Below are 24,169 nucleotides of genomic sequence, written 5' to 3' on the forward strand. Positions count from 1 at the left end.
AATAACATCTGTATAGACCACTTTGCCATTCTCAAATGAGAATGATTCGTGTTACAGTATTGTTTTCGCCAGCAAACTTTCCTTATGCATCGTTAACACTTTCGTTATCGATCCGGGTTCAAGAGCCAGCCTTTACTCTTAGACCGGATCATCATGACTACTGTGCCTACGCAGCGCCTCGCTGCCCCCGTTGTTCCTGCCGCCCAACTGCCTGCCCGCCGCCATAACCTGGTGCTGCGCGCCGCCTTGCTGGGCCTGTTCGCCGCGCCGCTGCTGCCTGCCATGGCGCAAACGGCCGCCATCAACGCGGGCACGGCCGCCCAGGAACCGGCCAAGCTGCCTGTCTTCCCGGAAATCGTTGTCAATGCCAAGCAGGATTATGAGCGCCGCGCCGGCACCAAGACGGTGATCCGCAGCGACGACCTGGAGCGCCGCAACGTGACGGACATGGCTGGTATCGTGCGCTATCAGCCGTTGATCAGCACGCCAATGGCGGCCTCGGGCGGTGGCGGCATCTGGGATGGCGCGGGCAATACAGGTTACAACATCCGGGGCCTGGAAGGCAACCGGGTCAGCCTGGAACTCGATGGCATTTCCCTGCCTGATGCCGCACCGAAGCCGGACAGCACTAACATGAACGCCTTCGGCATGGGCCGCGATTATTTTGATCCAGAAACTTTCCGCGAAGTGCGCATCGATTCGGGCACGACGGCCGTCAGCGGCGCCAATCCCGGTCTGGGCGGTGGCGTGGCTTTCATTACCAAGTCGCCCGAGGATTACCTGGGCGAAGGGGTGGACCATTACGTGGCCTATAAATACGGCCGCGCGACCGCCGACCGCAGCAATGCGCACACCCTGACGGGTGCGGCCAAGATCGGCACCAATCTGCAAGGCCTGGCCGTGTACGTGCACCGCGATGGAGAACAGCTGGACAGCCGTGGCAGCGCGCCAGTCAACCCGGATGACTGGCATTCGAACGCCTTGCTGTCGAAGCTGGTGTGGGCCTTGCCGGGCGAACAAAAGCTGGACTTGACGGTCGACATGTTCGAACGCAAGAACAAGCGCGACCTCAACAATAAAGTCAGCGCCATGTACCCGGACGGCGTGCAGCAAGATTCCGCCACCAAGCGCACCCGCGTCAGCCTGGGCCACGAGGTGGTGCTGAAGGATTTCGCCCTGTTCGACCGCCTGACCTCGAAAGTCTATCTGCAGAATGCGAAGATCGAGGACAAGAGCAAGGGGCGCTATGTCTACCGCGGCAACTCCCAGCGCGCCATCGACACCAGCTTCAAGAATGACAGCATCGGCTTGAGCTCGGAAGCGTTCAAGCAGCTCAACACGGACAACGCGCTGCTGTACGGCGTGCAGCTGGAACACGCCAAATCGCGCCGGCCCTGGATGGAAGACCGCACCCTCATCGCCACGGGCGAGCACCAGATCACGCGCAAGAACCGCATGGCCGACATGGATGTCACCAAGCTGGCCCTGTACGTGCGCGACGACCTCAGTTTCGACCTGGGCGGCAAGAAAGCCGTGCTGACGCCGGGCCTGCGTGCCGACTACCGCAAGCTGGAGCCGAAAAACCTGCAGAACTACCTGATCGGCGTGCCGAATGCGGCCAAGGAAGTGCGCAAGGAAAGCGACACCTACTTCACGCCGAGCCTGAGCCTGTCCGTGGAAGTGCTGCCGCAAATGCAAGCCTACGCCACGTTCACGCGCGGCACGCGCCTGCCGACGGCGATCGAACGCACGGGTACCTATGATTCCATCAGCTATACGGGCACGGGGAATGGCTATGCCGTGCTGGGCAACCCGAATCTGGGCAAGGAAACCAGCAAGGCGTATGAACTGGGCCTGAAAGGCGACGTGACCAGAGGCTTGAGCATGCAGGCGTCCGTCTACCAGACGGAGTACAAGAATATGATCGAGTACGTGGCGCAAGAGCTGGATCCGGTGAATTACCCGACCCTCACCCAAGGTCTGTTCCGTCCCGAAAACATCGGCAATGCGCGCACCTGGGGCGCCGAGCTGAGCCTGCACGCGGAGCTGGGAACCTGGTTGCCAGCCATGCAGGGCTACCGCGTCGACCTGGCCACGGGCGTGGCCAAGGGCCGCTCCTTCAATACCCTGACGGGCGAGAGCGGCGGCCTGGCCTCGGTGGCGCCGGCCAAGACGGCGCTGACCTTCGGCTATGACCATACGAACAAGCTGTTCGGTCTGGAACTGACGGCGCTGCATGCCGGCGAGAAACAGGCGCCGAACGATTTGCTGATGGGCGGGACCGCGCCGCTCTTCAAGGTGCCGTCGTACACCATCTTCGACCTGTCGACCTACTGGAACGTGCACAAGAACGCCAAGATCATCGTCGGCGTGTACAACTTGACTGATCGCAAGTACTGGGATTACGCCGCCGCGCGCAGCCTGGCCGCCGGCACCACGGTTGCCAGCCGCGCCGAGATCGAGCGCTACACCAAGCCGGGCCGCAACGTCGCCGCCAGCCTCAGCGTCAACTATTGATTTTTACCGGGGAGGGGTGCTTGCCCCTCTTTTTTTCCATGTTTGATTGAATGGTCTCTCTATGAAGTTATCCAAACTCGTTCTATCCCTGCTAGGCAGCCTGCTGATTGCAAACGCATATGCGGCCCCAGCCACCTTGGCGGAACGCTGGTCCACCTTGCGCACGGAACAGCCGAAGCTGCAGATTCGCGACGCGGCGCGCGCGCTGGGTGTATCTGAAGCGCAATTGCTGGCAACCAACATCGGCAAGGGCGTCACGCGCCTGCAGGCCGACGGCAACCAGCCGCGCGAAATCATGCGCGCCGCGCTGGACTTGGGCATCGTGCAAGCGATCACGCGCAATGAAAACGGCGTCATCGAAACGACGGGCGTCGCCAGTAAATTCAAGCAGGCGGGCGACAAGTCCGAGCAGGCCGACGCCAAGGACCCGGAAACGCAAGCGCGCCAGCGCAATATCGCCGGCGGCTACCTGGGCGGCCAGATCGACCTGCGTTTCCACTTTGAAAACTGGAAATATGCATTTGCTGTGGAGCAAGCGGGCCGCGACGGCAAGCCCACGCGCAGCCTGCAATTTTTTGATGCCAACGGCACGGCCGTGCACAAGATCTACCTGCGCAACGAGCCGGGCGTAGCCGTCTACGATAAATTGGTGGCGACTTTCCGCCTGCCGCAGCAAAGCGCGGAGCTGAACGTGCTGGCCGTGGCGCCGAAAGCGGCGGAAAAGCCGGATGCGGAAATCGATGTCAAGGAATTCCAGCTGGCCTGGAAAGACATGACGGATGTGCACCAGTTCGCGCAAATCATGCGTGAATTCCACCTGACGCGCGAACAGGCGCTGCGCCTGGCGCCGGCCGGCGTGGTCGAGCGCGTGACGCCGCAGGCGCTGCGCACCCTGCTGGAAAACGCGGCGAAGGACAAGGTCGCCATCATGGTGTTCCTGGGCAATGAGGGCTTGACGCAAATCTACAGCGGCAAGATCGAAAAAACCATGGCCGCCGGCGGCTTCTTCAATGTGCTGGACCCGGACTTCAACCTGCACATCCGCGACACAGCCCTGCGCAGCGGCTGGGTCGTCAAGCGCGGCGGCGTCACCTCGGTCGAGTTCTTCGACAACGACGGCACGCAAGTGGTCTCTTTCTTCGGCGTGCGCGAGCGCGGCAAACCGCAGCCGCAAGCGTGGGTGGATCTGGCTGACAGCCTGCCAAAGGCAAAATAACGTTTTTTTGCAAGTTGATTAGTATCAGCACATGACAGAACCGTAGCGAGCGGAAGCGAATTGTGGTCGAGAAGCGCAACCGTACTTTAGGTACGGTGAGCATCGCAGGCCGCAAGTCGCGACGCGCAGTAGGTTATGTCATGTGCGAGCAGAGCAACACTTCAGCTGGGTGCCGCGTGCCGGTCTCATGTCTGAAGCACAATAGTGGTATGCTGGTTGCAAGGCCGCAGCGATCGTGTCTGCGTGCTGGTTCCTGTAAGAGAGGCAATCATGGCAACCATCATGGCGAACGGCCTCAACATAGCTTATGAAAGCCACGGCGACCCCGACGATCCGTGCGTGCTGCTGGTCATGGGCCTGGGCATGCAACTGATCGCCTGGCCGGCGGACTTCGTCGAAGGCATCGTCGAGCAAGGCTTTCGGGTGCTGCGTTTCGACAACCGCGACAGCGGACTGTCGAGCAAGATGGCGCTGGCGGGCAAACCGTATCTGCCGCTGGCCTACGTGAAAAACCTGCTCGGCTGGCCCCTGAAAACTTCCTACACCTTGAATGACATGGCGGACGACGCGCTCGGTTTGCTGGCGGCCTTGCGCATTGCGCAGGCGCACGTGATCGGCGTGTCGATGGGCGGCATGATCGCGCAAGTGATGGCGGCGCGCGCGCCGCAGCAGGTGCTCAGCCTGACGTCCATCATGTCGAGCAGCGGCCGGCGCGGCTTGCCCGGCCCCACGCGGGCGGCGCGCAATGCGCTATTGCAACGTCCGAAACGCAATGCCAGCCGCGCCGAACTGATGGCGCACATGGCGGCCACCGTGCGCGTCATCGGCAGTCCCGCCTATCCCGTGTCGGAAAAACTGCTGTACCAGCGCATCGAAGCGGCGCTGCAGCGCGGCAGTTGCCCGGAAGGCGTGGCGCGGCAGATGGTGGCCATTGCCGCCTCGGGCGAACGCACGGCCTTGCTGCCGAGCATCAGTTGCCCGGCGCTGGTGATCCATGGCGCGGCCGATCCCCTGATCCCCGTTGCCTGCGGCATCGATACGGCGGCGCTGATTCCGGGCGCCCGGCTGGAAGTGATCGAAGGCATGGGACACGACATGCCGCCCCAGCTGATCGAGCGCCTGCTCGCCTTGATCGATGTGCATCTGCAAGGTAAGATGGCGCCCCAGATGCGCTCCCAGCCAGCTTAAAAGTAACTCGGCGCGCCCACAACTTTTGAAGGCACGGGCATTTTGAAGACACCTGAGATTGGCATCGCCATCGTGGCACCGGGCGGTTATGCGCCCGACGCGGCGGCTTTGGAACGCGGCATCGCCCGCTTGCAGGCGCAAGGCGCCACCGTCCACAATTACTACGACCACGAGCACATATTCCAGCGCTTCGGCGGCACGGATGCGGGCCGCCTGGCACAGCTGAACGCGGCCGCCGCCGACCCGGACGTGCAGGTGGTGATCGCCTTGCGCGGCAGCTACGGCATCAGCCGCCTCCTGCCCGACATCGATTTCGACGGCATGGCGGACAGTGGCAAGCTGTTTGTCGGCTACAGCGATTTCACGGCCTTCCACATGGGCTTGATGGCGAAAACGGGCCGCGCCAGCTTTGCCGGCCCCATGCTCTGCGACGATTTTACGCGCGACGAGCCCGAGCAATTTACGCTCGATCAACTGTGGTCGTGCCTGGCCGGACCCACGCACACGGTCACGGGTACGGCGGCGGGCAATCCGCAGGTCGAAGTCAGCGGTAAATTATGGGGCGGTAACCTGGCCATGCTGGTTCACTTGCTGGGCACGCCGTATTTCCCGGAAATCGACGGCGGCATTTTGTTCCTGGAAGACGTCAACGAACACCCGTACCGGGTCGAGCGCATGCTGCTGCAATTGCTGCACGCGGGCGTCATCGGACGCCAGCAAGCCGTGGTGCTCGGTGATTTTTCCGCCTATAAATTGAGCCCCATGGATAACGGTTATGATTTCGACGCCATGCTGGCCTATGTGCGCCAGCGCCTGCCCGTGCCCGTGCTGACGGGGCTGGAATTTGGCCATATCCGCCGCCGCGTCACCTTGCCGTTCGGCGGCCACGCGCGCCTGCAGTCGGATGCGTCCGGCTTCAGCTTGCAGGTGAGCGATTACCCGACCCTGGCGCGCCCCTGAGCTCCATGAGCGCCAAGCCCGGCAGGCTGCTGCAGCTCGACGTGCTGCGCGGTCTTGCCGTGTTTGGCATCCTGCTGGTGAATATCTGGGGCTTTGCCTGGGGCACGATTTCCTTGCGCTACGGCACCTTGCCGGCGCAGCCGCCCGTGCTCGACCAGCTCGTCATTTTCGGGATTGCGGCGCTGGCGCAATTCAAGTTCTATCCCATCTTCGCGTTTCTGTTAGGCGCCGGTTTTGCCCTGCAGACACGTTCCCTGCAGCGCCAGCTGGGCAGCTGGGAGCAGGTGCAAGCTGCCTATCGGCGCCGGCTGCGCTGGCTGCTCGTGTTTGGTCTGCTGCACGGTTTCCTCATCTGGAGCGGCGACGTGCTGACCTCGTATGCCGTGGCCGGCATGCTGATCCTGCCGCTGGCATCCGCCAGGCTCAGCCGTGTACGCAACCGCGCCTGGCTGGTCGCCGCCGGTTTTCTGCTGTTCATGTGCTTGCTCATTCCCGTGGGCCAGCAGGGCGGCGCGCCGGACATCGCGCGCGACCTGCACAGTTTTGCGGAGCGCTACGCCATCTACACGCAAGGCAGCGTATGGGCGGTGGCCAGGCTGCGCGCCAACGATTTCCTCGTCTCCTTGCTGTACGCCACCGTCATGCTGCCGCACATCATCGTGCTGTTCCTGCTGGGTATCTTGTCCGTACGTTGTGGCTGGCTGACGCAGCCGCAGCGCCACCAGCGGCTGTGGCGCCGGGTGCGCGCCGTGGGACTGGGCCTGGGCTTGCCGTTCAATCTGCTGGCGGCCGGGGCTGTCGCGTGGCAGGTGGCCGATCCGTATCAGACCGTGTTCGATACGGCCCTGTTCGAAGTGGGTCTGTTCGCCGGCGGCCCCGTGCTGGCGGCCGGCTACGTGGCCGCGCTGATGCTGGCCGGCCCCTTCATGCTGCGCTGGCTCGGCGCATGGCTGGCGCCCGTGGGACGCATGGCGCTGAGCAATTATCTGCTGCAATCGCTGATCGGCACCTGGTTGCTGCAGGGGCCAGGCCTGGGCTGGGGCGCCAGTTTGCGTCCGGCCGAGATGCTGGGCCTGGCCGTGCTGATCATGGTGGGGCAGGTGCTGCTGAGCCGCTACTGGCTGCGGCATTTCCGCCAGGGGCCGATGGAAGCGCTGTGGCGCCGTCTGGCGCGCTTGCCTTAATCCATTGCCTCAGTCCGTCCCCCAGTCAAACGCGCCTTGCGCCGCGGCCGGCGATGGTGCTTTGGCCTTGGCGGTCGGCACCAGCGGATTGTCGACGGCATGCCACTCGAACAGTTCCACATCCAGCATGCAGGTGCGCGCCAGGTGCAGCGCTTGCTCGGGTGTCAGGGCGGGATCGAGCCAGCGGTGCGCGTCTTCCTGGCTGACGGCCACGGGGCGGCGGTCGTGGATATCGACCATGCCGCCCAGGCTGTCGGCCGTCACCAGCACGAAGCCCGCTTCCTCGCGATTGACCTTGTATGGCCCGAACTGGGCCAGCGCCAGCAGGAACAGGGGCGCGCGGTCGCGGCGGTGGATGTGCCACGGTTGCTTGCTGCCTTTCTCTCCCGTCCATTCATACCAGCCACGTACGCAAACGATGCCGCGCCCCGCGCGCAGCAAGGGCTTCCAGTAGGCGCCGGCGAGTTTTTCCAGGCGGGCATTGATGGCGATGGGGATTTTTTTCTTGCCGGGAGCGGGTGTGGCCGCGGCTGCCCAGGCGGGCCGGTAGCCCCAGAAGACATCGTCGACCCGGTGCGCGCCATCTTGGATGTGCAGCACGGGCCGGTACGTGCCGGGCGACACGTTCAGGTGCGGCTCGGCTTCGCTGTCGAATACGGCGTCGGTCCAGCCGAAGGACGACGCCAGCACGCGCGCCGTGTCATTTTGATCGAATCGTCCACACATGGCGAAATCATACCCGATCGCCGGGCGCCGCGCGGGCAGGCGCGTGCGCGCTTCCTGTGTGTGATCAAACGTACAGACTGCCAGCGGCGCGTGGCGCACAGTAGGGACCAGTCAGCTTCCTGACGCTTCTTGCACCGGAGGAAATATGTCTTTTGAAAATCCCACCATCCATAAAGGCTTTATCATCAGCGCCACGGCCAGCCAGCGCCGCGATGGCCGCTGGGTCGGCTCGTATGTGAGCCAGAACCAGGCCTGCGGCGCGTATGCGGACACTTGCGATTACGACGATTGCAGCAATGAAAAAGAGGCGCAGCAACTGGCGCTGTCCATCGGCTGGCGCCTGGCCGATGGCGTGTCGGCACGTTGAAACAGCCTTAGCGCTTGCCCCGCAGGGCCAGTAGCAGGCCGGCCAGGGGGAAGAGCAGGGTAGCGCCCAGCCGTACGGAGGTCAGTGAAGCGGTCTCCACACCCAGCACATGTGGCAAGGCCAGCAGCAACAGGGGCACGGGCACGGCGATGGCAAAGAAAAACAGGTACCACGAATAGCCATTCTTCTTGGCCAGCAAGGCGATCAGCGCGCAGCCGACGAGGAAGACCAGCGGCAAGTTCACATATTCCATTGTTCTATGTTTTCATCCGGGAAAGCGCGTCATTATACGCGCCGCCAAGGCGTCCGGAGGGGCTTGCCGGCGTCAGTTGCCGACGAAATCCGGCGGCTGCGGGGCCTGCGGTGCCTGCTTTCCCGCGAGCGGCGCATCGGCCGGCAGCAGAGCCTTGATGGCGCCGTTATAGATGAGTTCCTGGGCATACGCCGAGGCCTCGATCAAAGCCGCATGCGCGGACTTGAAACTGCTGGGCGTTTCAACCAGCACCGGCTTGGCGTACACCTGCTGCGTATCGCCGCGCTTGCTGATCAAAATCATGCCCCGGTAGCGCCCATCCTTCTCCAGCGCCCCCGCCACATGAAATTCATAGCCCCTGATCTGGTGTTTTTGTCCCTGATCCATGTCTCCCGCCTCCAGACCTGATTGTCGTGGCCCGGACCTTTTTATGCGTATCGAACAGCTGAGTGTTTGATTTGGCTCAAGACCGCCAATTCAAGCAACGGTTCAACTAGCGTATCGACGCTTGCTGCAAGCGTAGCGAGCGGAGGGGATGTGTGGCTGAGAAGCGCAACCGCACTTTGGTGCGGTGAGCATCGCCAGCCGCAAAGCGCCCCGCGCAGTAGCTTGCGGCAAGCGTCATCATCCAGCGCGAATGGCGCGGATCTGCTGGGCGGTTTCCTCGATCTCCCGATACGCTTCCTGGATATAGCCGTTGATCGGATGCCCATCCATCCACTCGAAATAGGCGCGCTCGTCGTGTTTGATGGCAAATGGGACGTGGTGGTCGCGTATCGATTCGGCCGTTTCGCGCACCAGCGAGGCAAAAAGCAGCTCAAGAGTTTCCATGATGGTCACCTTGCGAGACAGGAATGCAGAGCCTTGAATGTAGCACAAAGCGCGTCGCCAGCCACGCTGCTGCCTGTGGCGTGCGCGCCCGTTGCCCGGCCCACCATCAGGCCGGATGGCCGATATGCTCGTACAGGATCACGCAGCCGATGACGATCAGCACCAGGCCACCCACCAGTTCGGCGCGCCGGCCCGCCACCGTGCCCAGCACGCGGCCCAGCATCACGCCCAGGGTCACCATGACGAAGGTGGAAAAACCGATGGCGGCGGCAGTCACGACAATATTTGCGCCCAGCAGGGCCAGGCCAGCGCCCACCACCATGGCGTCGATGCTGGTGGCCAGGCCCGTCACGGCCAGCACCCAGAACGAGTGCGACTGGGCCGGCGCCTCTTCCTCATCGGCATCGGAAAGGGCATTGCGTATCATCAGCAAGCCGATGATGCCCAGCAGGCTGAAGGCGATCCAGTGGTCCCACGCTTCCACGTAAGGTGCGGCCACGCTGCCCAGGGCCCAGCCGATGATGGGCGTGATGGCTTCGATGACGCCAAAGATCAGGCCCGTGCGCAGCGCCTCGCGCCATTGCGGCTTGTGCAGGGCGGCGCCCTTGCCCACGGCGGCCGCGAAGGCGTCGGTGGACATGGCAAGCGAGAGGGCGGCGGTGGCGGCGAAATTCATCGTTGGCTTTCTGTAAACCTGGCTGGGATGTGTGTATAAACTGCAAACCCGGCGATTTTACCCCAGGTACAGCACTACCAAGGAGGCCAGCAGGCAATACGCGCCAAAGAAATGCCAGCGCCCTTGCTCGAGCCAGCGTGACAGCCAGCGCAGGGCCAGCAAGCCGGCCAGGAAGGACAGCAGCATGCCCAGCAGGCTGGGGCCGAGCAGGTGCAGCAGGCTGTTGCCGTGTTCCATATGGTCCAGGCTGCCATTTGCCACGGCCTGGTAAAAGCGCCAGCCTTCCTTGACCAGCACGGCCGGCGTCAGTACGACGGCCAGGGCAAAGCTGAATTCCTCGGCGCGGCGCTGCGGCACGCCCATGGCGATGCCGGCGGAAATGGTGGCGCCCGAGCGGGAAAAGCCCCGGAAAGGCAGACACAGGCCTTGCACAGCGCCGATCACCATCGCCTTGCCGATGGACAAGGTGCCATGCTGGCGCGCTTGCAGGCGCGACGAGACAATGATCAGGACGCCTGCGGCAGCCAGCGCGGCGGCCATCAGCTTCGCGTTGCCGAACAGGTGCTCGATTTCAAAACCGGGCGCATCCTTGCTCATGACGTGCGTAATGCCCTTCAGCAATCCGAAGCCGACGATGCCCGTCAGGGCCGTGGCGGCCGCGAGCAGCAGGACATTGCTGCGGAAGGCGCTGGCCGAACTGAAATACGTGGCGCGCCAGGATTTCCAGAAATACACGATGACGGCGAACATGGTGCCCGTATGCAGCATCACCAGCAGCATGGTCAGCTCCGGCGAGGTGGGATCGAGGCCCATCCATTTTTCCGCCATGATGACGTGGGCGGAACTGGACACGGGCAGCAGCTCGGCGAAGCCCTGGACGATGGAAAGTATAAATAATTGCAAGAAGCTCATGGGTATCGGACTCGGGCGGGAAAAGCAGGGCCGCCGATTTTACCCGCCCGATCCTGCGGCTACGCCCCTCGCCAGATTACAGTTTGTCCATGTTTTATTGCCCAGCCGGCGCCTGCGGCTGGAAAACGCTGCGGAACGCCTTCAGTGCTGCCGGGTGATAGATCGTGCCGTGGGTTTCTTCCGGCATTTTTTCCACATGCCATTGCAGGCCGCGCGGTGCCTGTTTCTCCAGCACATCAGCCAGGCGCTGCACTTCGATGGCGATGCCCGCTTCGCTGCTGGACGCCAGATACAGGCTGTGCTTGCCTGGCGTGCCCTTGGCTATCAGCCCGGCCGCCTGGCGCGGCAGGGCGCCGTGGTCCCACCACAGGCTGGGGTCGAAGGCCAGGTAATGGTCGAACAACTGCGGTTCCAGCAGATAGGTTTCCACCACGAACAGGCCGGCCAGCGATTCGCCGACGATGGCCGTTTCGCCCGTCGTGCGGTAGCGGCGCTTGACTTCCGGCATCAGTTCGTCGCGGATGAAGGCCCGGTAGGCCGACGCGCCACCCACGACGGGGGCGATCTTGCGGTCTGCCGCGCTCTCCGTCGGGCCCGTCAAATCGCGCCGGCGCTGCGTGTTTTGCATGCCGACCAGCATGAAAGGGCGCATCGTGCCATTCGCTACCGACACTTGCAGCAAGCCGGCCACGTGCAAAAAATCTTCCGCTACGCCGCCGTCCGGCATGTACAGCACGGGCAGCGGCGCATCGGGCGGCGTATCCCAGGCGCGCGCCATGTACACATTGATGTGGCGCTTTTCCTGCAGCGCCTGCGAATCGATGCTGAAACTCTCGCCGATGACGAGCGGCGTGGCCGCACTGGAGGAAGCGGTGGCGGCGGGTGCGGCAATGGCGAGGTGGAAGGGGCTGGACAGCAGCAGGGCGGCGGCGAGGTGCAGTGCAAGGCAGGAGCGGCGCATGGTTTCCCGTGATAAGTAGTGGAAAGATGGCATGTACGTGTATGGACGTGCATCGGGCAATTCTATCTTATCTTTGATGCAGCATTACTTGATCGTCAAGAGTTTCCGCTCGCGCACGATACCGGCCTTGTCGATCGTGTAGGCGACCAGCAGCGCGCCATCCTCGGCGCAGGCGTGGCAGGTGATCAGGGGCGTGGAAAACAGCACGCTCTGGCCGCCATCGCTGGTCGCCGTGCTGCCGACGAAGTCGGCGGGCGCAAACGGGACAGAGTCCGGATGGGCGGCGGCAAACGCGCGCCAGGCCGGCGTGGCGCGGTCTTCCTCGCCCACGGAGCCTTCGTCGACGTCGATGGCGGCGCCATCGCTGCCGATCAGCAAGGTGCCTTCATTCGTGTTGGCGCGGAATGGATAGGTGACGGTGGCCAGGGCCGCCTTGCCCAGCGGGCGCCAGGCGGAGATGAAGCCGGCGTTGTTTGCCTTCACCAGCATCCGGGCGGCGGCGATGGCTTGCGGATGCGCGCCGCTGCGCTGCATGGTGCGCAACAGGCAGACGTCGGGCGCGGTGGAAGAATGTTCGCTGCGGCAAGCCGATAGCGAGCGTTCCTGCCACACGGCGCGCGCGTCGACCGGGCCGATGGGTGGAAGGCTGGCCGCCTGCACAGCCGCCAGGCTGGACAGTGCCAGCATGGCGCAGCCAAATACGTAGCGGGAAAATTGTGTGGGCATGGGGAACTTTCTGTAGCGGAAACAATAGAGCCTCCGATTATAGGAGGGGGCCGGCGAGCTTGCCCACACGAAACGGCCTCGCTGGCGGCCGGCTTGCGCCTCGATCAGCGCTTTTTTGCCGCCGCCTGGCGCAAGGCCTTCGCTTCCTGCTTGTTGGGGATATGCGGGCGCTTGGCCAGTTCCGCCTTGACGGCGGCGATGGCGGCGCCGAATAGCTGTTCAGCCTGCTCGACGCTGGCGCCCGCATAGTGCTGCTGGTTGGATTGGGCGGCACGCAGCCGGCGCAGCAGCGCCAGCAATTGCTTGCCGTGCAGGGCAGCCAAGTCCTGCGCCAGCACTTGCGCGCCCAGCGTGACCTCCACATGCTCGGGGGCGAGCAGCTGCAGCAAGGCCAGGCCTGCAGGCTGGGCGACTGGGGTCAGTTTGGGCTTGTCCATTGGCAGTTTAAAGCTCCGTGTAGGATTACAAGTATTCCCAGATTTCATCGAAGGTTTCGCGCGCGAAATCGTTGCGCCACGCTTCCGAGTTCTTTTCGCGGCTGACGCCAAACACGGCGCGCCACGTCTGCTTCGGCGAGCTCGTGTAGGTTGCGGCGATCTTTTCCAGGCCGGCCTTGCATTGCTCGACCTTGCAGCCGCTCTTCGCCAGTTGCTGGGCCGCAGGCGCCCAGGCGACAGGCGCCTTGACGACCTGGCATTCGAAGCTGACGGCGACCGTCTGCATGCCGTTTTCCACCGTGACCGGGTCCGCCTTGGTGGCCTGGCAGGCGGCGCCATTCTTGGCGGCGATAACGTTCGCGGCCAGCTGTTCGGCGGCCGGCGTCAGGGCCGCGCGCATGGCTGCCGGGAACAGGTCGGCGATCAGCTTGCCCGTTTGCGTTGGGAATTTGGCATCCGCTTCCTTCAAGCCGCTGTACGACGCGTATTCGGCGCTTTGATGGCCCGCCAGGCGGGTCGGGCGCAGGTAGGCGTTGAGTTTGGCAACGCTGGCTTCATCCTGGTTGATGATGGTCTTGATGTACAGATTGGCTACGTCCAGCGGAGCCAGCTCCGCAGTGTCGGCGGCAATGGCGGGCTGGGCCAGCGCCACGGCGGCGGCCATGCTTGCCGCCAGCAGGGCGGCGCGCGAGGTTGTGTGTGTGTTTTGCATGTATTTTCTCCACGATTCAATGTCAGGCGCCAAAAGATGCTTTAAAGAAATTTTGGCGCCCGCATTATAAATGGTGAAAGTCATAACGTTGCACACATTAGGCCTACCCCTTGCTGGCTGCTTCAAGCAAAGCCAGCAGCAGCTCCTTGCGCCGGCCTTGCGCCTTGCGCGCCAGCGTCGCCAGTTTTTCCAGCTTGCCCCAGACCGGATACAGCATGTGTTCCACCTGATAGCCTTCCAGCCCTTGCAGTTGCTGGCAGAACAGTTCCAATTTTTCCACCTCTTCCAGTTCCGCCTGGATTTTCACTTTGGCGTTGTCCGTGCATGCGCGCAGGCAGGCCGCCAGCACGGGGACGGAGTCTGGCGTGACGCCATGCTTTTCAGCAAAGGCCGCCGTGAACTGGTCTTGCACACACTGGTGTTCCTCGTCGACGTTCGCCATGTAGTGCTGCACCAGCGGAAAATAGCGAGCGTCGAGCAAGCCCAGCCCAAACGTGGCGTAACTGCCTGGCATGCAGTTCTTTTCGCCTTCCGTGTCGGCATAAAATTCGAATTGCTCGATGGCGGCGCGCGCATACGCTTCCAGCTGCGGCTGCAGGGTGGGCCAGGCGAGGGCGTTGGCAAAGAAGCGGTGCGTGTCGGATTTCGCCAGTCCCTTGAGCGGCAGATATGCCTTGACCTTCGATTTGAGCTTGATCTGGTAGCTTTTCGGAAAGCCGTTGTTCAGCAAATGCGTGACGAACGCCAGCGCCTGCGCATACGCGTCTTCCTCTTCCTGGACGATGCTGATGTTGATCGTGGCAAACACATCGTTGGCGCGGCATTCCAGCTGGGCATTTTTCAGGTGGATGGCGTCGGGCGCGAAAGTGCCGCTACCTTCCTTGAGCATGCGCACGGCCCGTTCGCTGCCCAGTTCGCGGGCGATTTCCAGGAATTTCAGGCCCGTCGACTTGGCGTAGCTCGGTTCGTGGCGCAAGATCATCACGGCGCCATACAGCAGCAGGTCGATCGGCGCCAGCGTCTGAGCGTCTGGCGCCGCGCCCGCTTTCAAGCTGTATTCCGCGCTGCGGTAGCTCGATTTCTGCACGTCATAGAACTGCGGCAGGAACTGCTTTTCCGCCCAGACCGTCACGGCCTGGATGATGTCGCTGCGGTGTTCGGCCAGCGCTTGCGGGCGCGACTTGTTCAGTTGCTCGATGCGCTCGAATAGGGCGATCGTCCAGGCGATATCGGGCTGCGGAAACAGCAGGGGATCGAGCAGGTGGCGCGCGAGGAAGAAGGTTTCCAGTTTTTTCGTCGGCCGCTTGCCGTGCTCGAGTTTTTGCGTGACGTAAGTATGTATGCGTTCGAGCAGGGTTTGGCGCTTGCCTTCGTTGACGTATTCCAGCAAGGTCAGGTGCAGCTTGCCCTGCGCCGTCTGGAATTTGCCGCGAAAGCTGAAGCGGTAGTCGATCATCGGTGTGTCGGCCAGTGTCTCCAGCTTCGCTTGCACCATGGCAAGCAGCTGGGGGGCGATGCTGTCGCGCACGACGGCTTCATCGAGGCGCGCCGGCGTGCGGGGACGCACGTCGTCGTCGAAGCCCAGGTCGATCTCGTCGGCGGTGGTGCGTCCTGGTTTGTAGTCGAGCAAGAAATCATTAAAGATGCCCATCTGCAGGGTGGTCCGATTCACGGCGCTTTCCAGATCGGTGCGCTTCAGGCGCTCGGCAAACCACGCCTCCACGGCCGCCATCATTTCCGCCGTTGCCTGTTCTTGCAGTGTACTCATCCTCTCATGCCTTTCGCTGGTTGTTGTCCTGGCGGCGCCGTTGCGTCCCGCGGGGGCAGTATACGTGATGCTGCCTTTTCGCCATGGTTTCAAGCGTGCCAGGCTGATTCTTTCTGCATGCTTATCTTCCGCATAATGTTGCCTTGCAATGTATTGGTATTTCCGCACAGATCGTCAAGTAAATGCAGGTATGGCTGGACGGAAATGTTACATCTGGGTATTCTGCGCATGATACTTATTTCTATACAGTTATTTCTATACAGAAAAAGGTAAGAGGGCGGTTCGTACCGGCGGCAACGCGGCGCGCCCCGCCACGCAAGGTCAGGCATGCAAAGGTGAAGTCGTCCGTCTGCTGAGCGAAACGGTCAGTTTCGGCTCGCGGCGGGCAGGGAACAGTGCTGTCATCTTAAAAATAGTAGGAGAGGTTGCTCATGGATGCAGAAAAGGATGTTGTGTACGGTACAGAAGATTTGTTGATGAGTTTGTGCAACTCGGTGGTTCGGGTGCTCAACGTTGCAACGCAAAGTAAAGTCAATTATTCGGGCATGGTGCAGCGCATTACGAAGACCGGCCTGAAGCCGGACATCGGCTGTTTCGTCATGTTCGATGGCGGTTTCACAGGCCTGGTGGTGCTCAATTTTGCCGCCGATACGGCAATGGAAATCTACGAGCGCTACATGTTGCACATGGGCATGCCGAAGTCGGAACTGGCCAGCTTCTACACGTCGGACGAAGTGTCGAACATCATGGGCGAGCTGATGAACCAGATCGTGGGCGACTTCACGGGCAAGGTGCGGCGCGAACTGCAAACGAACATCACCCAGAGCCAGCCGAAGATGCTGGTGCTGAACAAGCAGGTGATGCTTAGCGTCGACACGCCGCTGGACCGCCCGGAAATGCGCCGCGTCACTTTCTATACGGAAAAGAACAATATTTTCTATCTGGAACTGGCGATCGACCGTACCGAGTTCATCAAGCTGCACGATTTCGATTCGCGCGAAGTCGACGCCGACTCGCTGATGGATGGCGAATTCGCGAACCGCGAACGGGACGCCGCTCCCGCGCCTGCGGCGGAACCGGAAGACGACGACAACGCCGATTTGCTCAAGTCGCTGGGCATGTAAGCCGATGTCGCTGACAATGGCTGGCGACAAATTTACCGTCAGCCATTGTCGCATGCAGCCTACAAGGCCTTGCTCATGAATACCCGGCTCGTGCCTTCAGGGCTGCAGGCGATGTCGCCGAAGCGGCGCCAGCCGCGCCGCTCGTAAAATTCGGGCGCCTGGAAACTGATGGTGTACAGCACCGCCGAAGCGCAGCCGCGCCGGCGTCCTTCCTCTTCGAATTGCGCCAGTATCTGGCTGCCCAGGCCCAGCCCACGCAAGGCGGCGGGCAAATAAAACAGATCGAGAAACAGCAGGCCCAGCGAGGTCCGGCCCATGGCGCCGCCCAGCACCCGCTGGCTGTCGCGGTCGCGCACGACCACGCTCAATACCTGCCTGTCGCTATAGCCGGTGATGGCATCGTTGTAGGCGTTCAAGCCCTCGAGGATGGTTTGCTCGACCTCCGCGTCGATCGTGGCGCTGACGCAGATGGTGTAGGGCAAGGCGTTGTGCGGGTATGCAGGCATGGCGGACAGGAGAATAGTCGATAACTGTATAAATATACAGTATATTGACTAATTTTGCCCGGCTTGTTGCGGCAACGTCAATGTTTCCATGCGGCGCATGCCCACCATGCCGCTTTGCTGGCTGTCATCGAGCGACCAGTACTCAAGCGCATACGCATGGCTGCCATCGATGATGGTCAGCGATTCCTTCTGGCGTCCGTTGGGCGCCTTGTAATACAGGCGCCGCGCGGGCCTGCCATCCACAGTCTGCTTGAACGATTGCGCCGACATGCGGGCGCGCTTGCCAGTTTTGCCCGCCATCGACATGGCCGTGATCGTCACATAGGCCCGGTCCGGGCAGCGGGCCAGCAGGTGCCCTCCGCTCAGGACGGTGGGCTGCGCTTGTTCCAGCGGGAAACCGAACGGCTGCACGCCGACGATATCCATACAGCCCATCTGTTGCGCCAGGCCGGTCAAAGCGACCGGATCGAGCGCGCTGGTATAGTGTTTTTCAGCGGCCCGCGCCTGACCCAATGCCAGACGGCGCTCCAGTTCGGCCAGCGAAATGTCGCTGGGCACGGGCAGCGGGGCAGGGGCGTCAGGATCGGCGGCCGTGGATGTTTCCGCCTGCATGCGCGCGGCAACAGAGTGGCTGCTCCCGGCTGTGCCATCGAGTGCGTGGGCGAGTGATGTGGCGCTGGCAAGGGCCATGGCCAGCGATAAAGCTGGGTGTTTCAGCATGAAATTTCCCGGTTAACGTGCGGCCATCGCCGACGCAATCTCGATTGAACTGAGTTTCCAGCCCCACACGCCATGGCGCAGCAGGACCAGTGCGCCGTCCTGCGCATTGCCGTCTTTCGCACGCACGACAAAGGTGTTCACGCCGGCATAGCCTGCCGAATACTCGGCCTTTTTCTGCGCGCCATCGGCGGGCGCGTCCGCCGTGTCGCTTGCTTGCGGACTGACGGCGCTCTTGTTGACCAGCGCGACGACGCCTGCCGGCGAGACCATGGTATCGACCATCTTGCCCAGCATGGCACTGGCGATCGACTGGCCCAGGGCGGCCAGCGGGTTGCCGCTGCCGGCGGTCGCTTCGATGCTGCGCGCCATGCTGGCCTCCAGCTGCGTCTTGACGCTGGCGCGCAAGGCGGGGAAGTCCACGTGTGCGGCCAGGGCTTCGGCGTTGCGCTCGGCCAGCGCGGTCTTGATTTGGTGCAAGGCGTAGTAGGGAGAAGCGTAGACGGTGGCGGCGACGGCAACGGCGGCCAGAGCGGCGGCGATGGTGATTTTTTTCAAGTGAGGCCTGTAAGGTGGAGGGGAGAAAACGGATGCCGCGCAGCGTATCTGCTAAATGGGAATACGGCAATCGTATTTTCTTGCCATTATTCTTTACATTGATTTCCAACGTCCTGGCTGGCCCCCTATAGAGGGAAGAGGGTGGGTGCTGTATAATGGGTGCAAAGTACCTAACTAGCTGTTTTAACTGAATAAAGACCCAATATCACATGCTATCTACAGCAAATATTACGATGCAGTTTGGCGCCAAGCCATTGTTTGAGAATATCTCCGTCAAGTTCGGCGACGGCAACCGCTATGGTTTGATCGGCGCGAACGGCTGCGGCAAGTCGACGTTCATGAAGATCCTGGGCGGCGATCTGGATCCGTCGGGCGGCAATGTCATGCTCGATACCAACGAGCGCCTGGGCAAGCTGCGCCAGGACCAGTTTGCCTTTGAAGACATGCGCGTCCTCGACGTCGTCATGATGGGCCACACGGAAATGTGGGCCGCCATCCAGCAACGCGACGCGATCTACGCGAACCCGGAAGCGACGGACGACGACTACATGCAGGCCGCCGAGCTGGAAGGCAAAGTCTCCGAATACGACGGCTACACGGCCGAATCGCGCGCCGGCGAACTGCTGCTGGGCGCCGGTGTCGCCATCGACCTGCATCAAGGCCCGATGAGCAATGTCTCGCCAGGCTGGAAGCTGCGCGTGCTGCTGGCGCAGGCGCTGTTCTCGAACCCGGACATCCTGCTGCTCGACGAGCCGACGAATAACCTCGATATCAACACGATTCGCTGGCTGGAAGACGTGCTCAACGAGCGCAACTCCACCATGATCATCATTTCCCATGATCGCCACTTCCTGAACCAGGTCTGCACCCACGTGGCCGACATGGATTACGGTACCCTGAAGATTTACCCAGGCAACTACGACGAATACATGTTCGCCTCGACCCAGGCGCGCAACCAGCAGCTGGCCAACAACGCGAAAGCGAAAGACAAGGTTGCCGAGCTGCAGGAATTCGTGCGCCGCTTCGCCGCGAACAAGTCGAAGGCCCGCCAGGCCACGTCGCGCGCCAAGCAGATCGAAAAGATCAAGGTCGACGACATCAAGCCATCGTCGCGCGCCTATCCCTTCGTGCGTTTCGACGGCGAGAAGAAATTGCACCGCCTGGCCGTGGAAGTCGAGAACATCTCGAAAGGCTTTGACCGCCAGCTGTTCAAGAATTTCAGCATCATGGTCGAAGCGGGTGAGCGCATCGCCATCATCGGCGCCAACGGCGCCGGCAAGACCACCATGCTGCGCTGCATCGCGGGCGACATTGCCGGCTTGCAGCCTGACCAGGGCCGCGTGAAGTGGGCGGAAAACGCCAACGTGGGCTACATGCCGCAAGATCCGACGGAAGATTTCGCCAAGGACACGAATCTGACCGACTGGATCGGCCAGTGGACGAAAGAGGGCGACGACGACCAGGCCGTGCGTTCCATCCTGGGCCGCTTGCTGTTCGGCGGCGACGATGTCAAGAAGGCCGTCAAGGTACTGTCCGGTGGTGAAAAAGGCCGCATGATGTACGGCAAGCTGATGCTGGGCCGCCACAACGTGCTGATGCTCGATGAACCGACCAACCACATGGACATGGAATCGATCGAGTCCCTGAACATCGCGCTGGAAAAATACGCGGGCACCCTGATCTTCGTGTCGCATGACCGCGAATTCGTGTCCTCGCTGGCGAACCGCATCATCGAGATCAAGGAAGATGAAGTGGTCGATTACCGTGGCAACTACGAAGACTATTTGAAGAGCCAGGGTATTGATTAATTTGTAGGGTAACGTTGCGTCGGATTACGCGCTGTGCGCTAATCCGACCTACGTCAGGGTGAGTTGCCCGGATTGGTCGCGTAATCCGACAATTTCGGCCAGCGAAGCCACCCAGCACCACACCGACGCGCCGCGGTCCTTTCGTTCCGGCGCACCTGCTTTATTGCAATCGTGCCGGTCTATCCCGTTTTTGTTTGACACAGCCATGCAAACTTTAGCCATCAAATCCGTCGAGTATGAACATCCGCAAGACGGAGCCAGCTGCACTGCCCACGCCTGGGCACGCACGCCAGCGACGCCTTCCCCGGCTGAAAAAGCCGAACTGATCACGCGCATCAAGCGCCTGCTGATCGAGCGCGAAGCCGTGCTCGTTGCCCACTACTACGTTGATGCTGATCTGCAAGACCTGGCAGAAGCCACGGGCGGCTGCGTCTCCGATTCCCTGGAAATGGCCCGCTTCGGGCGCGACCATCCGGCCAAGACCCTCGTCGTGGCCGGCGTGCGTTTCATGGGCGAAACGGCAAAAATCCTCAGTCCCGAGAAAACCGTGCTGATGCCCGATCTCGACGCGACCTGTTCGCTCGACCTCGGTTGCCCGGCCGATGAATTCACGGCCTTCTGCGACGCCCATCCGGACCGCACGGTTGTCGTCTACGCCAACACCAGCGCGGCCGTCAAGGCGCGCGCGGACTGGATGGTGACCTCGTCCATCGGCCTCGATATCGTGGCCCACCTGCATGCGCAGGGCAAGAAAATCCTGTGGGCGCCGGACAAGCATCTGGGCGGATATATTCAGAAGGAAACGGGCGCCGACATGCTGCTGTGGCAGGGTAGTTGCCTCGTGCATGACGAATTCAAGGGCATCGAACTCGATTTGCTCAAGGAAGAGTATCCGCAAGCCAAGGTGCTCGTGCATCCGGAGTCGCCCGCGAATGTGGTGGCGCTGGCCGATATGGTCGGTTCCACGTCGCAAATGATTGCGGCAGCGCAAACCATGGACACGGACACCTTCATTGTCGCCACCGACAATGGCATCCTGCACAAAATGCGCGCGGCCGCGCCTGGCAAACGTTTCATCGAAGCGCCCACGGCCGGCAACAGCGCCACCTGCAAGAGCTGTGCGCACTGCCCGTGGATGGCCATGAACGGCTTGCTGAACCTGGCGCAAACGCTGGAAAACATGCACAACGAAATCCACGTCGATCCCGCCGTCGGCCAGTTGGCCGTGCGCTCGATCAACCGTATGCTCGATTTCGCCGCCGCCAAGAAGGCAGGCCTCAAGCCGGGTGCTGACCTGGCAAAAGAAACCACATTGTTCCAAGGAATCGGTCCAGCATGAGTACCCTCGTTAATTCTTTCGCTCCTTTCGATGCGGCCCTGGCGCGCGCGTTCGAAGGCAATTTGCTGGCCGCCTTGCTGGAAGACGTAGGTCAGTGCGACCTGACGGGCGAGCTGGTGCCGCCCGACCATATCGTCACGGCCCGTGTCATCGTGCGCGAAGCGGCCGTGCTGTGCGGCGCGCCGTGGTTCGAAGGCATCATGAAAAGCCTGGACCGCAGCATCGACATCGTTTGGCATTACGCCGAAGGCGACCTGATGACGGCCGACAGCGTCGTCTGCACCATTCAAGCGCCGGCGCGCGCCTTGCTCACGGCCGAGCGCAGCGCCCTCAATTTCCTGCAATTGCTGTCGGCGGTCGCCACGGCCACGCGCCAGTATGTCGATGTGATCGCCGGCACCAAGGCGTCCATTTTAGATACGCGCAAGACCTTGCCAGGCCTGCGCCTGGCGCAAAAGTATGCGGTGCGCGTCGGCGGCGGCAAGAACCAGCGTCTGGCCCTGTACGACGGCATCCTGATCAAGGAAAACCATATCGCGGCCGCGGGCGGCGTCAGCCAGGCCCTGGAAAACGCGCGCAACCTCGACGCGGGCGTGCCTGTGCAGATCGAGGTGGAAACTCTGGCGCAATTGCAGGAAGCGCTCGATGCGGGCGCCGTCTCCGTCCTGCTCGATAACTTCAGCAACGATATGATGCGCGAGGCCGTGGCCATCACCAACGGCCGCGCCTTGCTGGAAGCGTCCGGCGGCATCAACGTCGACACCGTGCGCGCCATCGCCGAAACGGGCGTGGATCGCATCTCGATCGGCAGCCTGACCAAGGATGTGCGGGCTACCGATTACTCCTTGCGCATCGTCGGCTGATGAAAAAAGCAGGGCGGCGTCTGCTGGCCCTGGCGCTGCTGTGGCCCGTGCTGCTTGTGCCATCGCAGGCGCCAGCCCGGGAACTGCTGGCCGTGGGCGCGCAGTTCGAGCGCGTGTTCGAGTATCAAAACAGCGGTGAATATGGCGGACTGGGCGCGGAACTGCTGCGCCTGATGGCGGCGCGCACGGGGCACACCGTGCGTTTTCGCATGGTGCCGTGGGCGCGCGCGCAAGCCATGCTGGTGCAGGGCCAGGCCGATATCCTGATCGGCCCCTACAAGACGCCCGAGCGCATCGCCAGCATGGCGTTTTCCGACAAGCCGTTTTACCAGGACCAGATGGTGTTTTATACGCGCCAGGACGCCAGCTTCGGCTGGGATGGCGACTACGCGGTGCTGAAGAACCGCCGGGTGGTGCTGCTCAATGGCTGGGCCTATGGCGCGGACTGGGAGCGCGTGCGGCCCGGCTTGCAGGTCAGCGTGGCCAACAACGTGGAAAATGGCTTGAAGATGCTGGTGCACAACCACGTCGACGTGTTCGTCAGCAACCGCCGCAACACCGATCCCGTCATCGCCCGTCTGGGCTACGGCCGCCAGGTGAAACCCCTGCCCAAAGTCATCGAGATACAAAACGGCTATTTCGCCTTCCCCCGTGCGCCCACTTTCGACAAGCTGCGCCTGCAGTTCGACCAGGAAATGAACAGCCTGATCGAGACGGGCGAGCTGAAACGACTGGGCAAGCGCTACGACGTCGGCGTGCCTTGATGGCGGTGCATGCCGGCCCGCGCGGGGCGGCATGCGTGGATTCATTTACAACTGGCGCGCCTCGAACGTATTGCACTGGGCAATCTGGCCGCTTTCGATGCCCTTGGTAAACCAGCGCACGCGCTGTTCCGAAGTGCCGTGCGTAAACGAATCCGGCACGACGTGGCCTTGCGCCTGGCGCTGCAGCGCATCGTCGCCGATGGCCGTGGCCGCTTTCAGGGCCGCTTCCACGTCGCCCTGTTCCAGGATCTTGCGATCCTGGTTCGCGTGGAAGGCCCACACGCCGGCAAAGCAGTCGGCCTGCAATTCCAGGCGCACGGACATGGCGTTGGCCTGGCGCTCCGACTGCGTGCGGCGCGCATTGTCGACCTTCTCGGACAAACCCATCAGGTTCTGCACGTGGTGGCCCACTTCATGCGCGATCACGTAGGCTTCGGCAAACTCGCCCGACACCTTGAAGCGCTGCTGCATCAGATTGAAAAAATCGAGGTCCAGATAGACTTTCTGGTCGCCGGGGCAGTAGAACGGCCCGCTGGCGCTCTGGCCCGTGCCGCAGGCGGTCGGAATGCTGCCCGAGAACAACACCAGCTTGGGTTTCACATAGTTGCCGCCTTCGGCCTTGAACAGGGCGCCCCACGTGTCTTCCGTATCGGCCAGCACGGTTTTCACGAAGCGGGCCATGTCGTCCGATTCGGGCGGCTGACGCGCCGGCGCCTGGCTTTGCTGGGTGCTGATCTGGCCGCCACCGCCGCTGAGCAGGTTCAGCAAGGTCAAGGGATTGACGCCCAGCACATACGAGCCGACGAGGGCGATGACGATGGTGCCGATGCCGATCGAGCGCCCGCCAAAACCAAAGCCGCCGCCACCGCCGCTCCCACCGTCTTCGCCACGGCGATCTTCCACATTGTCGCTTTCGCGATTGCCTTCCCATTTCATGATATTTACTCCTGCTGCGATTTGCGATTGATTGGTGACGCCGCAAGATGTCTCTTGCGGTGAATCTTATAACGAATCTTACAATTATCGCAGCAAACTGCGCCGCGACAGGAGCGACAG

The 24,169-nt window shown here is 62.2% G+C and carries 26 protein-coding genes; 11 read left to right on the top strand and 15 right to left on the bottom strand.

Annotation, left to right across the window (positions count from 1 at the left end; translation table 11 throughout):
- Window positions 1-153: 153 nt before the first annotated feature.
- The 5 genes from ACPJXG_RS13005 (at window position 154) to ACPJXG_RS13025 (ending at window position 7,065) form a co-directional block, all read left to right on the top strand.
- Entirely contained in the window at window positions 154-2,517 is a 2,364-nt protein-coding gene (locus tag ACPJXG_RS13005; RefSeq protein WP_425254495.1) for a TonB-dependent hemoglobin/transferrin/lactoferrin family receptor, read from the top strand.
- A 61-nt stretch (window positions 2,518-2,578) separates the two neighbouring features.
- Window positions 2,579-3,733, top strand: a complete 1,155-nt coding sequence (locus ACPJXG_RS13010) for a hemin-degrading factor (RefSeq protein ID WP_425254496.1) — start codon at window positions 2,579-2,581, stop codon at window positions 3,731-3,733.
- A 270-nt stretch (window positions 3,734-4,003) separates the two neighbouring features.
- Window positions 4,004-4,921 carry an alpha/beta fold hydrolase gene (locus ACPJXG_RS13015; protein WP_099402069.1) on the top strand — a complete coding sequence of 306 codons (918 nt, stop codon included), beginning with the start codon at window positions 4,004-4,006 and terminating at the stop codon, window positions 4,919-4,921.
- Window positions 4,922-4,963: 42 nt separating this feature from the next.
- Window positions 4,964-5,881: a muramoyltetrapeptide carboxypeptidase gene (gene ldcA, locus ACPJXG_RS13020; protein ID WP_425254497.1), complete on the top strand. Its 918-nt coding sequence runs from the start codon at window positions 4,964-4,966 to the stop codon at window positions 5,879-5,881.
- A gap of 5 nt (window positions 5,882-5,886) precedes the next feature.
- Complete coding sequence (locus ACPJXG_RS13025) at window positions 5,887-7,065, top strand: DUF418 domain-containing protein (protein WP_425254498.1); 1,179 nt, start codon at window positions 5,887-5,889, stop codon at window positions 7,063-7,065.
- A gap of 9 nt (window positions 7,066-7,074) precedes the next feature.
- Here the strand turns inward: ACPJXG_RS13025 and ACPJXG_RS13030 are convergent, their stop codons facing one another.
- Window positions 7,075-7,791 (bottom strand): SOS response-associated peptidase, encoded by a 717-nt coding sequence (locus ACPJXG_RS13030; protein ID WP_425254499.1) that lies wholly within the window; start codon window positions 7,789-7,791, stop codon window positions 7,075-7,077.
- A 145-nt stretch (window positions 7,792-7,936) separates the two neighbouring features.
- Between ACPJXG_RS13030 and ACPJXG_RS13035 the strand changes: the two genes are divergently transcribed.
- A complete protein-coding gene (locus ACPJXG_RS13035; RefSeq protein ID WP_035819178.1) occupies window positions 7,937-8,158 on the top strand; it encodes a hypothetical protein in 222 nt (73 codons plus the stop codon).
- A gap of 7 nt (window positions 8,159-8,165) precedes the next feature.
- Here the strand turns inward: ACPJXG_RS13035 and ACPJXG_RS13040 are convergent, their stop codons facing one another.
- The 10 genes from ACPJXG_RS13040 to ACPJXG_RS13085 all read right to left on the bottom strand — a co-directional run bounded on the left by ACPJXG_RS13040 (window position 8,166) and on the right by ACPJXG_RS13085 (window position 15,434).
- Entirely contained in the window at window positions 8,166-8,411 is a 246-nt protein-coding gene (locus ACPJXG_RS13040) for a hypothetical protein (RefSeq protein WP_035819175.1), read from the bottom strand.
- A gap of 72 nt (window positions 8,412-8,483) precedes the next feature.
- Complete coding sequence (locus ACPJXG_RS13045) at window positions 8,484-8,798, bottom strand: hypothetical protein (protein ID WP_425254500.1); 315 nt, start codon at window positions 8,796-8,798, stop codon at window positions 8,484-8,486.
- Window positions 8,799-9,035: 237 nt separating this feature from the next.
- Entirely contained in the window at window positions 9,036-9,242 is a 207-nt protein-coding gene (locus tag ACPJXG_RS13050) for a hypothetical protein (RefSeq protein WP_070259409.1), read from the bottom strand.
- A 106-nt stretch (window positions 9,243-9,348) separates the two neighbouring features.
- Window positions 9,349-9,918 (bottom strand): manganese efflux pump MntP, encoded by a 570-nt coding sequence (gene mntP, locus ACPJXG_RS13055; protein WP_070218395.1) that lies wholly within the window; start codon window positions 9,916-9,918, stop codon window positions 9,349-9,351.
- A gap of 57 nt (window positions 9,919-9,975) precedes the next feature.
- Window positions 9,976-10,830 carry an undecaprenyl-diphosphate phosphatase gene (locus tag ACPJXG_RS13060; RefSeq protein ID WP_099402063.1) on the bottom strand — a complete coding sequence of 285 codons (855 nt, stop codon included), beginning with the start codon at window positions 10,828-10,830 and terminating at the stop codon, window positions 9,976-9,978.
- Window positions 10,831-10,924: 94 nt separating this feature from the next.
- Entirely contained in the window at window positions 10,925-11,791 is an 867-nt protein-coding gene (locus ACPJXG_RS13065; protein ID WP_425254501.1) for an alpha/beta hydrolase, read from the bottom strand.
- Between the two features lie 84 nt (window positions 11,792-11,875).
- Window positions 11,876-12,517: a hypothetical protein gene (locus ACPJXG_RS13070; RefSeq protein WP_425254502.1), complete on the bottom strand. Its 642-nt coding sequence runs from the start codon at window positions 12,515-12,517 to the stop codon at window positions 11,876-11,878.
- Window positions 12,518-12,621: 104 nt separating this feature from the next.
- Window positions 12,622-12,954 carry a hypothetical protein gene (locus ACPJXG_RS13075; RefSeq protein ID WP_425254503.1) on the bottom strand — a complete coding sequence of 111 codons (333 nt, stop codon included), beginning with the start codon at window positions 12,952-12,954 and terminating at the stop codon, window positions 12,622-12,624.
- A 25-nt stretch (window positions 12,955-12,979) separates the two neighbouring features.
- A complete protein-coding gene (locus tag ACPJXG_RS13080; protein ID WP_425254504.1) occupies window positions 12,980-13,666 on the bottom strand; it encodes a hypothetical protein in 687 nt (228 codons plus the stop codon).
- Between the two features lie 103 nt (window positions 13,667-13,769).
- The gene (locus tag ACPJXG_RS13085) at window positions 13,770-15,434 is read right to left on the bottom strand and encodes a DUF6138 family protein (protein ID WP_425254505.1); all 1,665 of its coding nucleotides are present in this window, start codon (window positions 15,432-15,434) and stop codon (window positions 13,770-13,772) included.
- Between the two features lie 431 nt (window positions 15,435-15,865).
- On the opposite strand from ACPJXG_RS13085, the gene ACPJXG_RS13090 reads away from it, so the two are divergent.
- The gene (locus tag ACPJXG_RS13090; protein ID WP_034784631.1) at window positions 15,866-16,558 is read left to right on the top strand and encodes a DUF3334 family protein; all 693 of its coding nucleotides are present in this window, start codon (window positions 15,866-15,868) and stop codon (window positions 16,556-16,558) included.
- Window positions 16,559-16,617: 59 nt separating this feature from the next.
- Here the strand turns inward: ACPJXG_RS13090 and ACPJXG_RS13095 are convergent, their stop codons facing one another.
- Genes ACPJXG_RS13095 through ACPJXG_RS13105 form a run of 3 tightly spaced genes read right to left on the bottom strand, consistent with a single transcriptional unit; the run spans window position 16,618 to window position 18,339 of the window.
- Entirely contained in the window at window positions 16,618-17,064 is a 447-nt protein-coding gene (locus ACPJXG_RS13095) for a GNAT family N-acetyltransferase (protein ID WP_425254506.1), read from the bottom strand.
- 48 nt (window positions 17,065-17,112) lie between these two features.
- Window positions 17,113-17,784 (bottom strand): hypothetical protein, encoded by a 672-nt coding sequence (locus tag ACPJXG_RS13100; protein ID WP_425254507.1) that lies wholly within the window; start codon window positions 17,782-17,784, stop codon window positions 17,113-17,115.
- A gap of 12 nt (window positions 17,785-17,796) precedes the next feature.
- Entirely contained in the window at window positions 17,797-18,339 is a 543-nt protein-coding gene (locus tag ACPJXG_RS13105) for a DUF2939 domain-containing protein (RefSeq protein WP_425254508.1), read from the bottom strand.
- A 209-nt stretch (window positions 18,340-18,548) separates the two neighbouring features.
- Between ACPJXG_RS13105 and ACPJXG_RS13110 the strand changes: the two genes are divergently transcribed.
- The 4 genes from ACPJXG_RS13110 to ACPJXG_RS13125 all read left to right on the top strand — a co-directional run bounded on the left by ACPJXG_RS13110 (window position 18,549) and on the right by ACPJXG_RS13125 (window position 23,113).
- Window positions 18,549-20,147: an ABC-F family ATPase gene (locus tag ACPJXG_RS13110; protein ID WP_034756044.1), complete on the top strand. Its 1,599-nt coding sequence runs from the start codon at window positions 18,549-18,551 to the stop codon at window positions 20,145-20,147.
- A 205-nt stretch (window positions 20,148-20,352) separates the two neighbouring features.
- The gene (gene nadA, locus ACPJXG_RS13115) at window positions 20,353-21,486 is read left to right on the top strand and encodes a quinolinate synthase NadA (protein ID WP_425254509.1); all 1,134 of its coding nucleotides are present in this window, start codon (window positions 20,353-20,355) and stop codon (window positions 21,484-21,486) included.
- A complete protein-coding gene (gene nadC, locus ACPJXG_RS13120; protein ID WP_425254510.1) occupies window positions 21,483-22,349 on the top strand; it encodes a carboxylating nicotinate-nucleotide diphosphorylase in 867 nt (288 codons plus the stop codon). Before nadA ends, nadC begins: the two co-directional genes overlap by 4 nt.
- Window positions 22,349-23,113, top strand: a complete 765-nt coding sequence (locus ACPJXG_RS13125) for a substrate-binding periplasmic protein (RefSeq protein WP_425254511.1) — start codon at window positions 22,349-22,351, stop codon at window positions 23,111-23,113. The genes nadC and ACPJXG_RS13125 overlap by 1 nt, the downstream gene beginning before the upstream one ends.
- A gap of 45 nt (window positions 23,114-23,158) precedes the next feature.
- On the opposite strand, the gene ypfJ is transcribed toward ACPJXG_RS13125, so the two are convergent.
- Window positions 23,159-24,049, bottom strand: a complete 891-nt coding sequence (gene ypfJ, locus ACPJXG_RS13130) for a KPN_02809 family neutral zinc metallopeptidase (protein ID WP_425254512.1) — start codon at window positions 24,047-24,049, stop codon at window positions 23,159-23,161.
- Window positions 24,050-24,169 lie beyond the last annotated feature (120 nt).

It is taken from the genome of Janthinobacterium sp. NFX145 (assembly GCF_049810325.1).
GTDB classification, from domain to species: Bacteria; Pseudomonadota; Gammaproteobacteria; order Burkholderiales; family Burkholderiaceae_D; genus Janthinobacterium; species Janthinobacterium rivuli.

Excerpts from the sequence above, each read along its gene's own strand:
- ACPJXG_RS13065 (WP_425254501.1), bottom strand. The coding sequence starts at position 11,791 with ATGCGCCGCTCCTGCCTTGCACTGCACCTCGCCGCCGCCCTGCTGCTG.
- ACPJXG_RS13045 (WP_425254500.1), bottom strand. The coding sequence starts at position 8,798 with ATGGATCAGGGACAAAAACACCAGATCAGGGGCTATGAATTTCATGTG.
- ACPJXG_RS13050 (WP_070259409.1), bottom strand. The coding sequence starts at position 9,242 with ATGGAAACTCTTGAGCTGCTTTTTGCCTCGCTGGTGCGCGAAACGGCC.
- ACPJXG_RS13010 (WP_425254496.1), top strand. The coding sequence starts at position 2,579 with ATGAAGTTATCCAAACTCGTTCTATCCCTGCTAGGCAGCCTGCTGATT.
- nadC (WP_425254510.1), top strand. The coding sequence starts at position 21,483 with ATGAGTACCCTCGTTAATTCTTTCGCTCCTTTCGATGCGGCCCTGGCG.
- ACPJXG_RS13060 (WP_099402063.1), bottom strand. The coding sequence starts at position 10,830 with ATGAGCTTCTTGCAATTATTTATACTTTCCATCGTCCAGGGCTTCGCC.
- ACPJXG_RS13095 (WP_425254506.1), bottom strand. The coding sequence starts at position 17,064 with ATGCCTGCATACCCGCACAACGCCTTGCCCTACACCATCTGCGTCAGC.
- mntP (WP_070218395.1), bottom strand. The coding sequence starts at position 9,918 with ATGAATTTCGCCGCCACCGCCGCCCTCTCGCTTGCCATGTCCACCGAC.
- ACPJXG_RS13035 (WP_035819178.1), top strand. The coding sequence starts at position 7,937 with ATGTCTTTTGAAAATCCCACCATCCATAAAGGCTTTATCATCAGCGCC.
- ACPJXG_RS13110 (WP_034756044.1), top strand. The coding sequence starts at position 18,549 with ATGCTATCTACAGCAAATATTACGATGCAGTTTGGCGCCAAGCCATTG.
- nadA (WP_425254509.1), top strand. The coding sequence starts at position 20,353 with ATGCAAACTTTAGCCATCAAATCCGTCGAGTATGAACATCCGCAAGAC.
- ACPJXG_RS13030 (WP_425254499.1), bottom strand. The coding sequence starts at position 7,791 with ATGTGTGGACGATTCGATCAAAATGACACGGCGCGCGTGCTGGCGTCG.
- ACPJXG_RS13025 (WP_425254498.1), top strand. The coding sequence starts at position 5,887 with ATGAGCGCCAAGCCCGGCAGGCTGCTGCAGCTCGACGTGCTGCGCGGT.
- ACPJXG_RS13125 (WP_425254511.1), top strand. The coding sequence starts at position 22,349 with ATGAAAAAAGCAGGGCGGCGTCTGCTGGCCCTGGCGCTGCTGTGGCCC.
- ACPJXG_RS13075 (WP_425254503.1), bottom strand. The coding sequence starts at position 12,954 with ATGGACAAGCCCAAACTGACCCCAGTCGCCCAGCCTGCAGGCCTGGCC.
- ACPJXG_RS13085 (WP_425254505.1), bottom strand. The coding sequence starts at position 15,434 with ATGAGTACACTGCAAGAACAGGCAACGGCGGAAATGATGGCGGCCGTG.
- ACPJXG_RS13015 (WP_099402069.1), top strand. The coding sequence starts at position 4,004 with ATGGCAACCATCATGGCGAACGGCCTCAACATAGCTTATGAAAGCCAC.
- ACPJXG_RS13040 (WP_035819175.1), bottom strand. The coding sequence starts at position 8,411 with ATGGAATATGTGAACTTGCCGCTGGTCTTCCTCGTCGGCTGCGCGCTG.
- ypfJ (WP_425254512.1), bottom strand. The coding sequence starts at position 24,049 with ATGAAATGGGAAGGCAATCGCGAAAGCGACAATGTGGAAGATCGCCGT.
- ACPJXG_RS13005 (WP_425254495.1), top strand. The coding sequence starts at position 154 with ATGACTACTGTGCCTACGCAGCGCCTCGCTGCCCCCGTTGTTCCTGCC.
- ACPJXG_RS13090 (WP_034784631.1), top strand. The coding sequence starts at position 15,866 with ATGGATGCAGAAAAGGATGTTGTGTACGGTACAGAAGATTTGTTGATG.
- ACPJXG_RS13080 (WP_425254504.1), bottom strand. The coding sequence starts at position 13,666 with ATGCAAAACACACACACAACCTCGCGCGCCGCCCTGCTGGCGGCAAGC.
- ACPJXG_RS13070 (WP_425254502.1), bottom strand. The coding sequence starts at position 12,517 with ATGCCCACACAATTTTCCCGCTACGTATTTGGCTGCGCCATGCTGGCA.
- ACPJXG_RS13100 (WP_425254507.1), bottom strand. The coding sequence starts at position 17,784 with ATGCTGAAACACCCAGCTTTATCGCTGGCCATGGCCCTTGCCAGCGCC.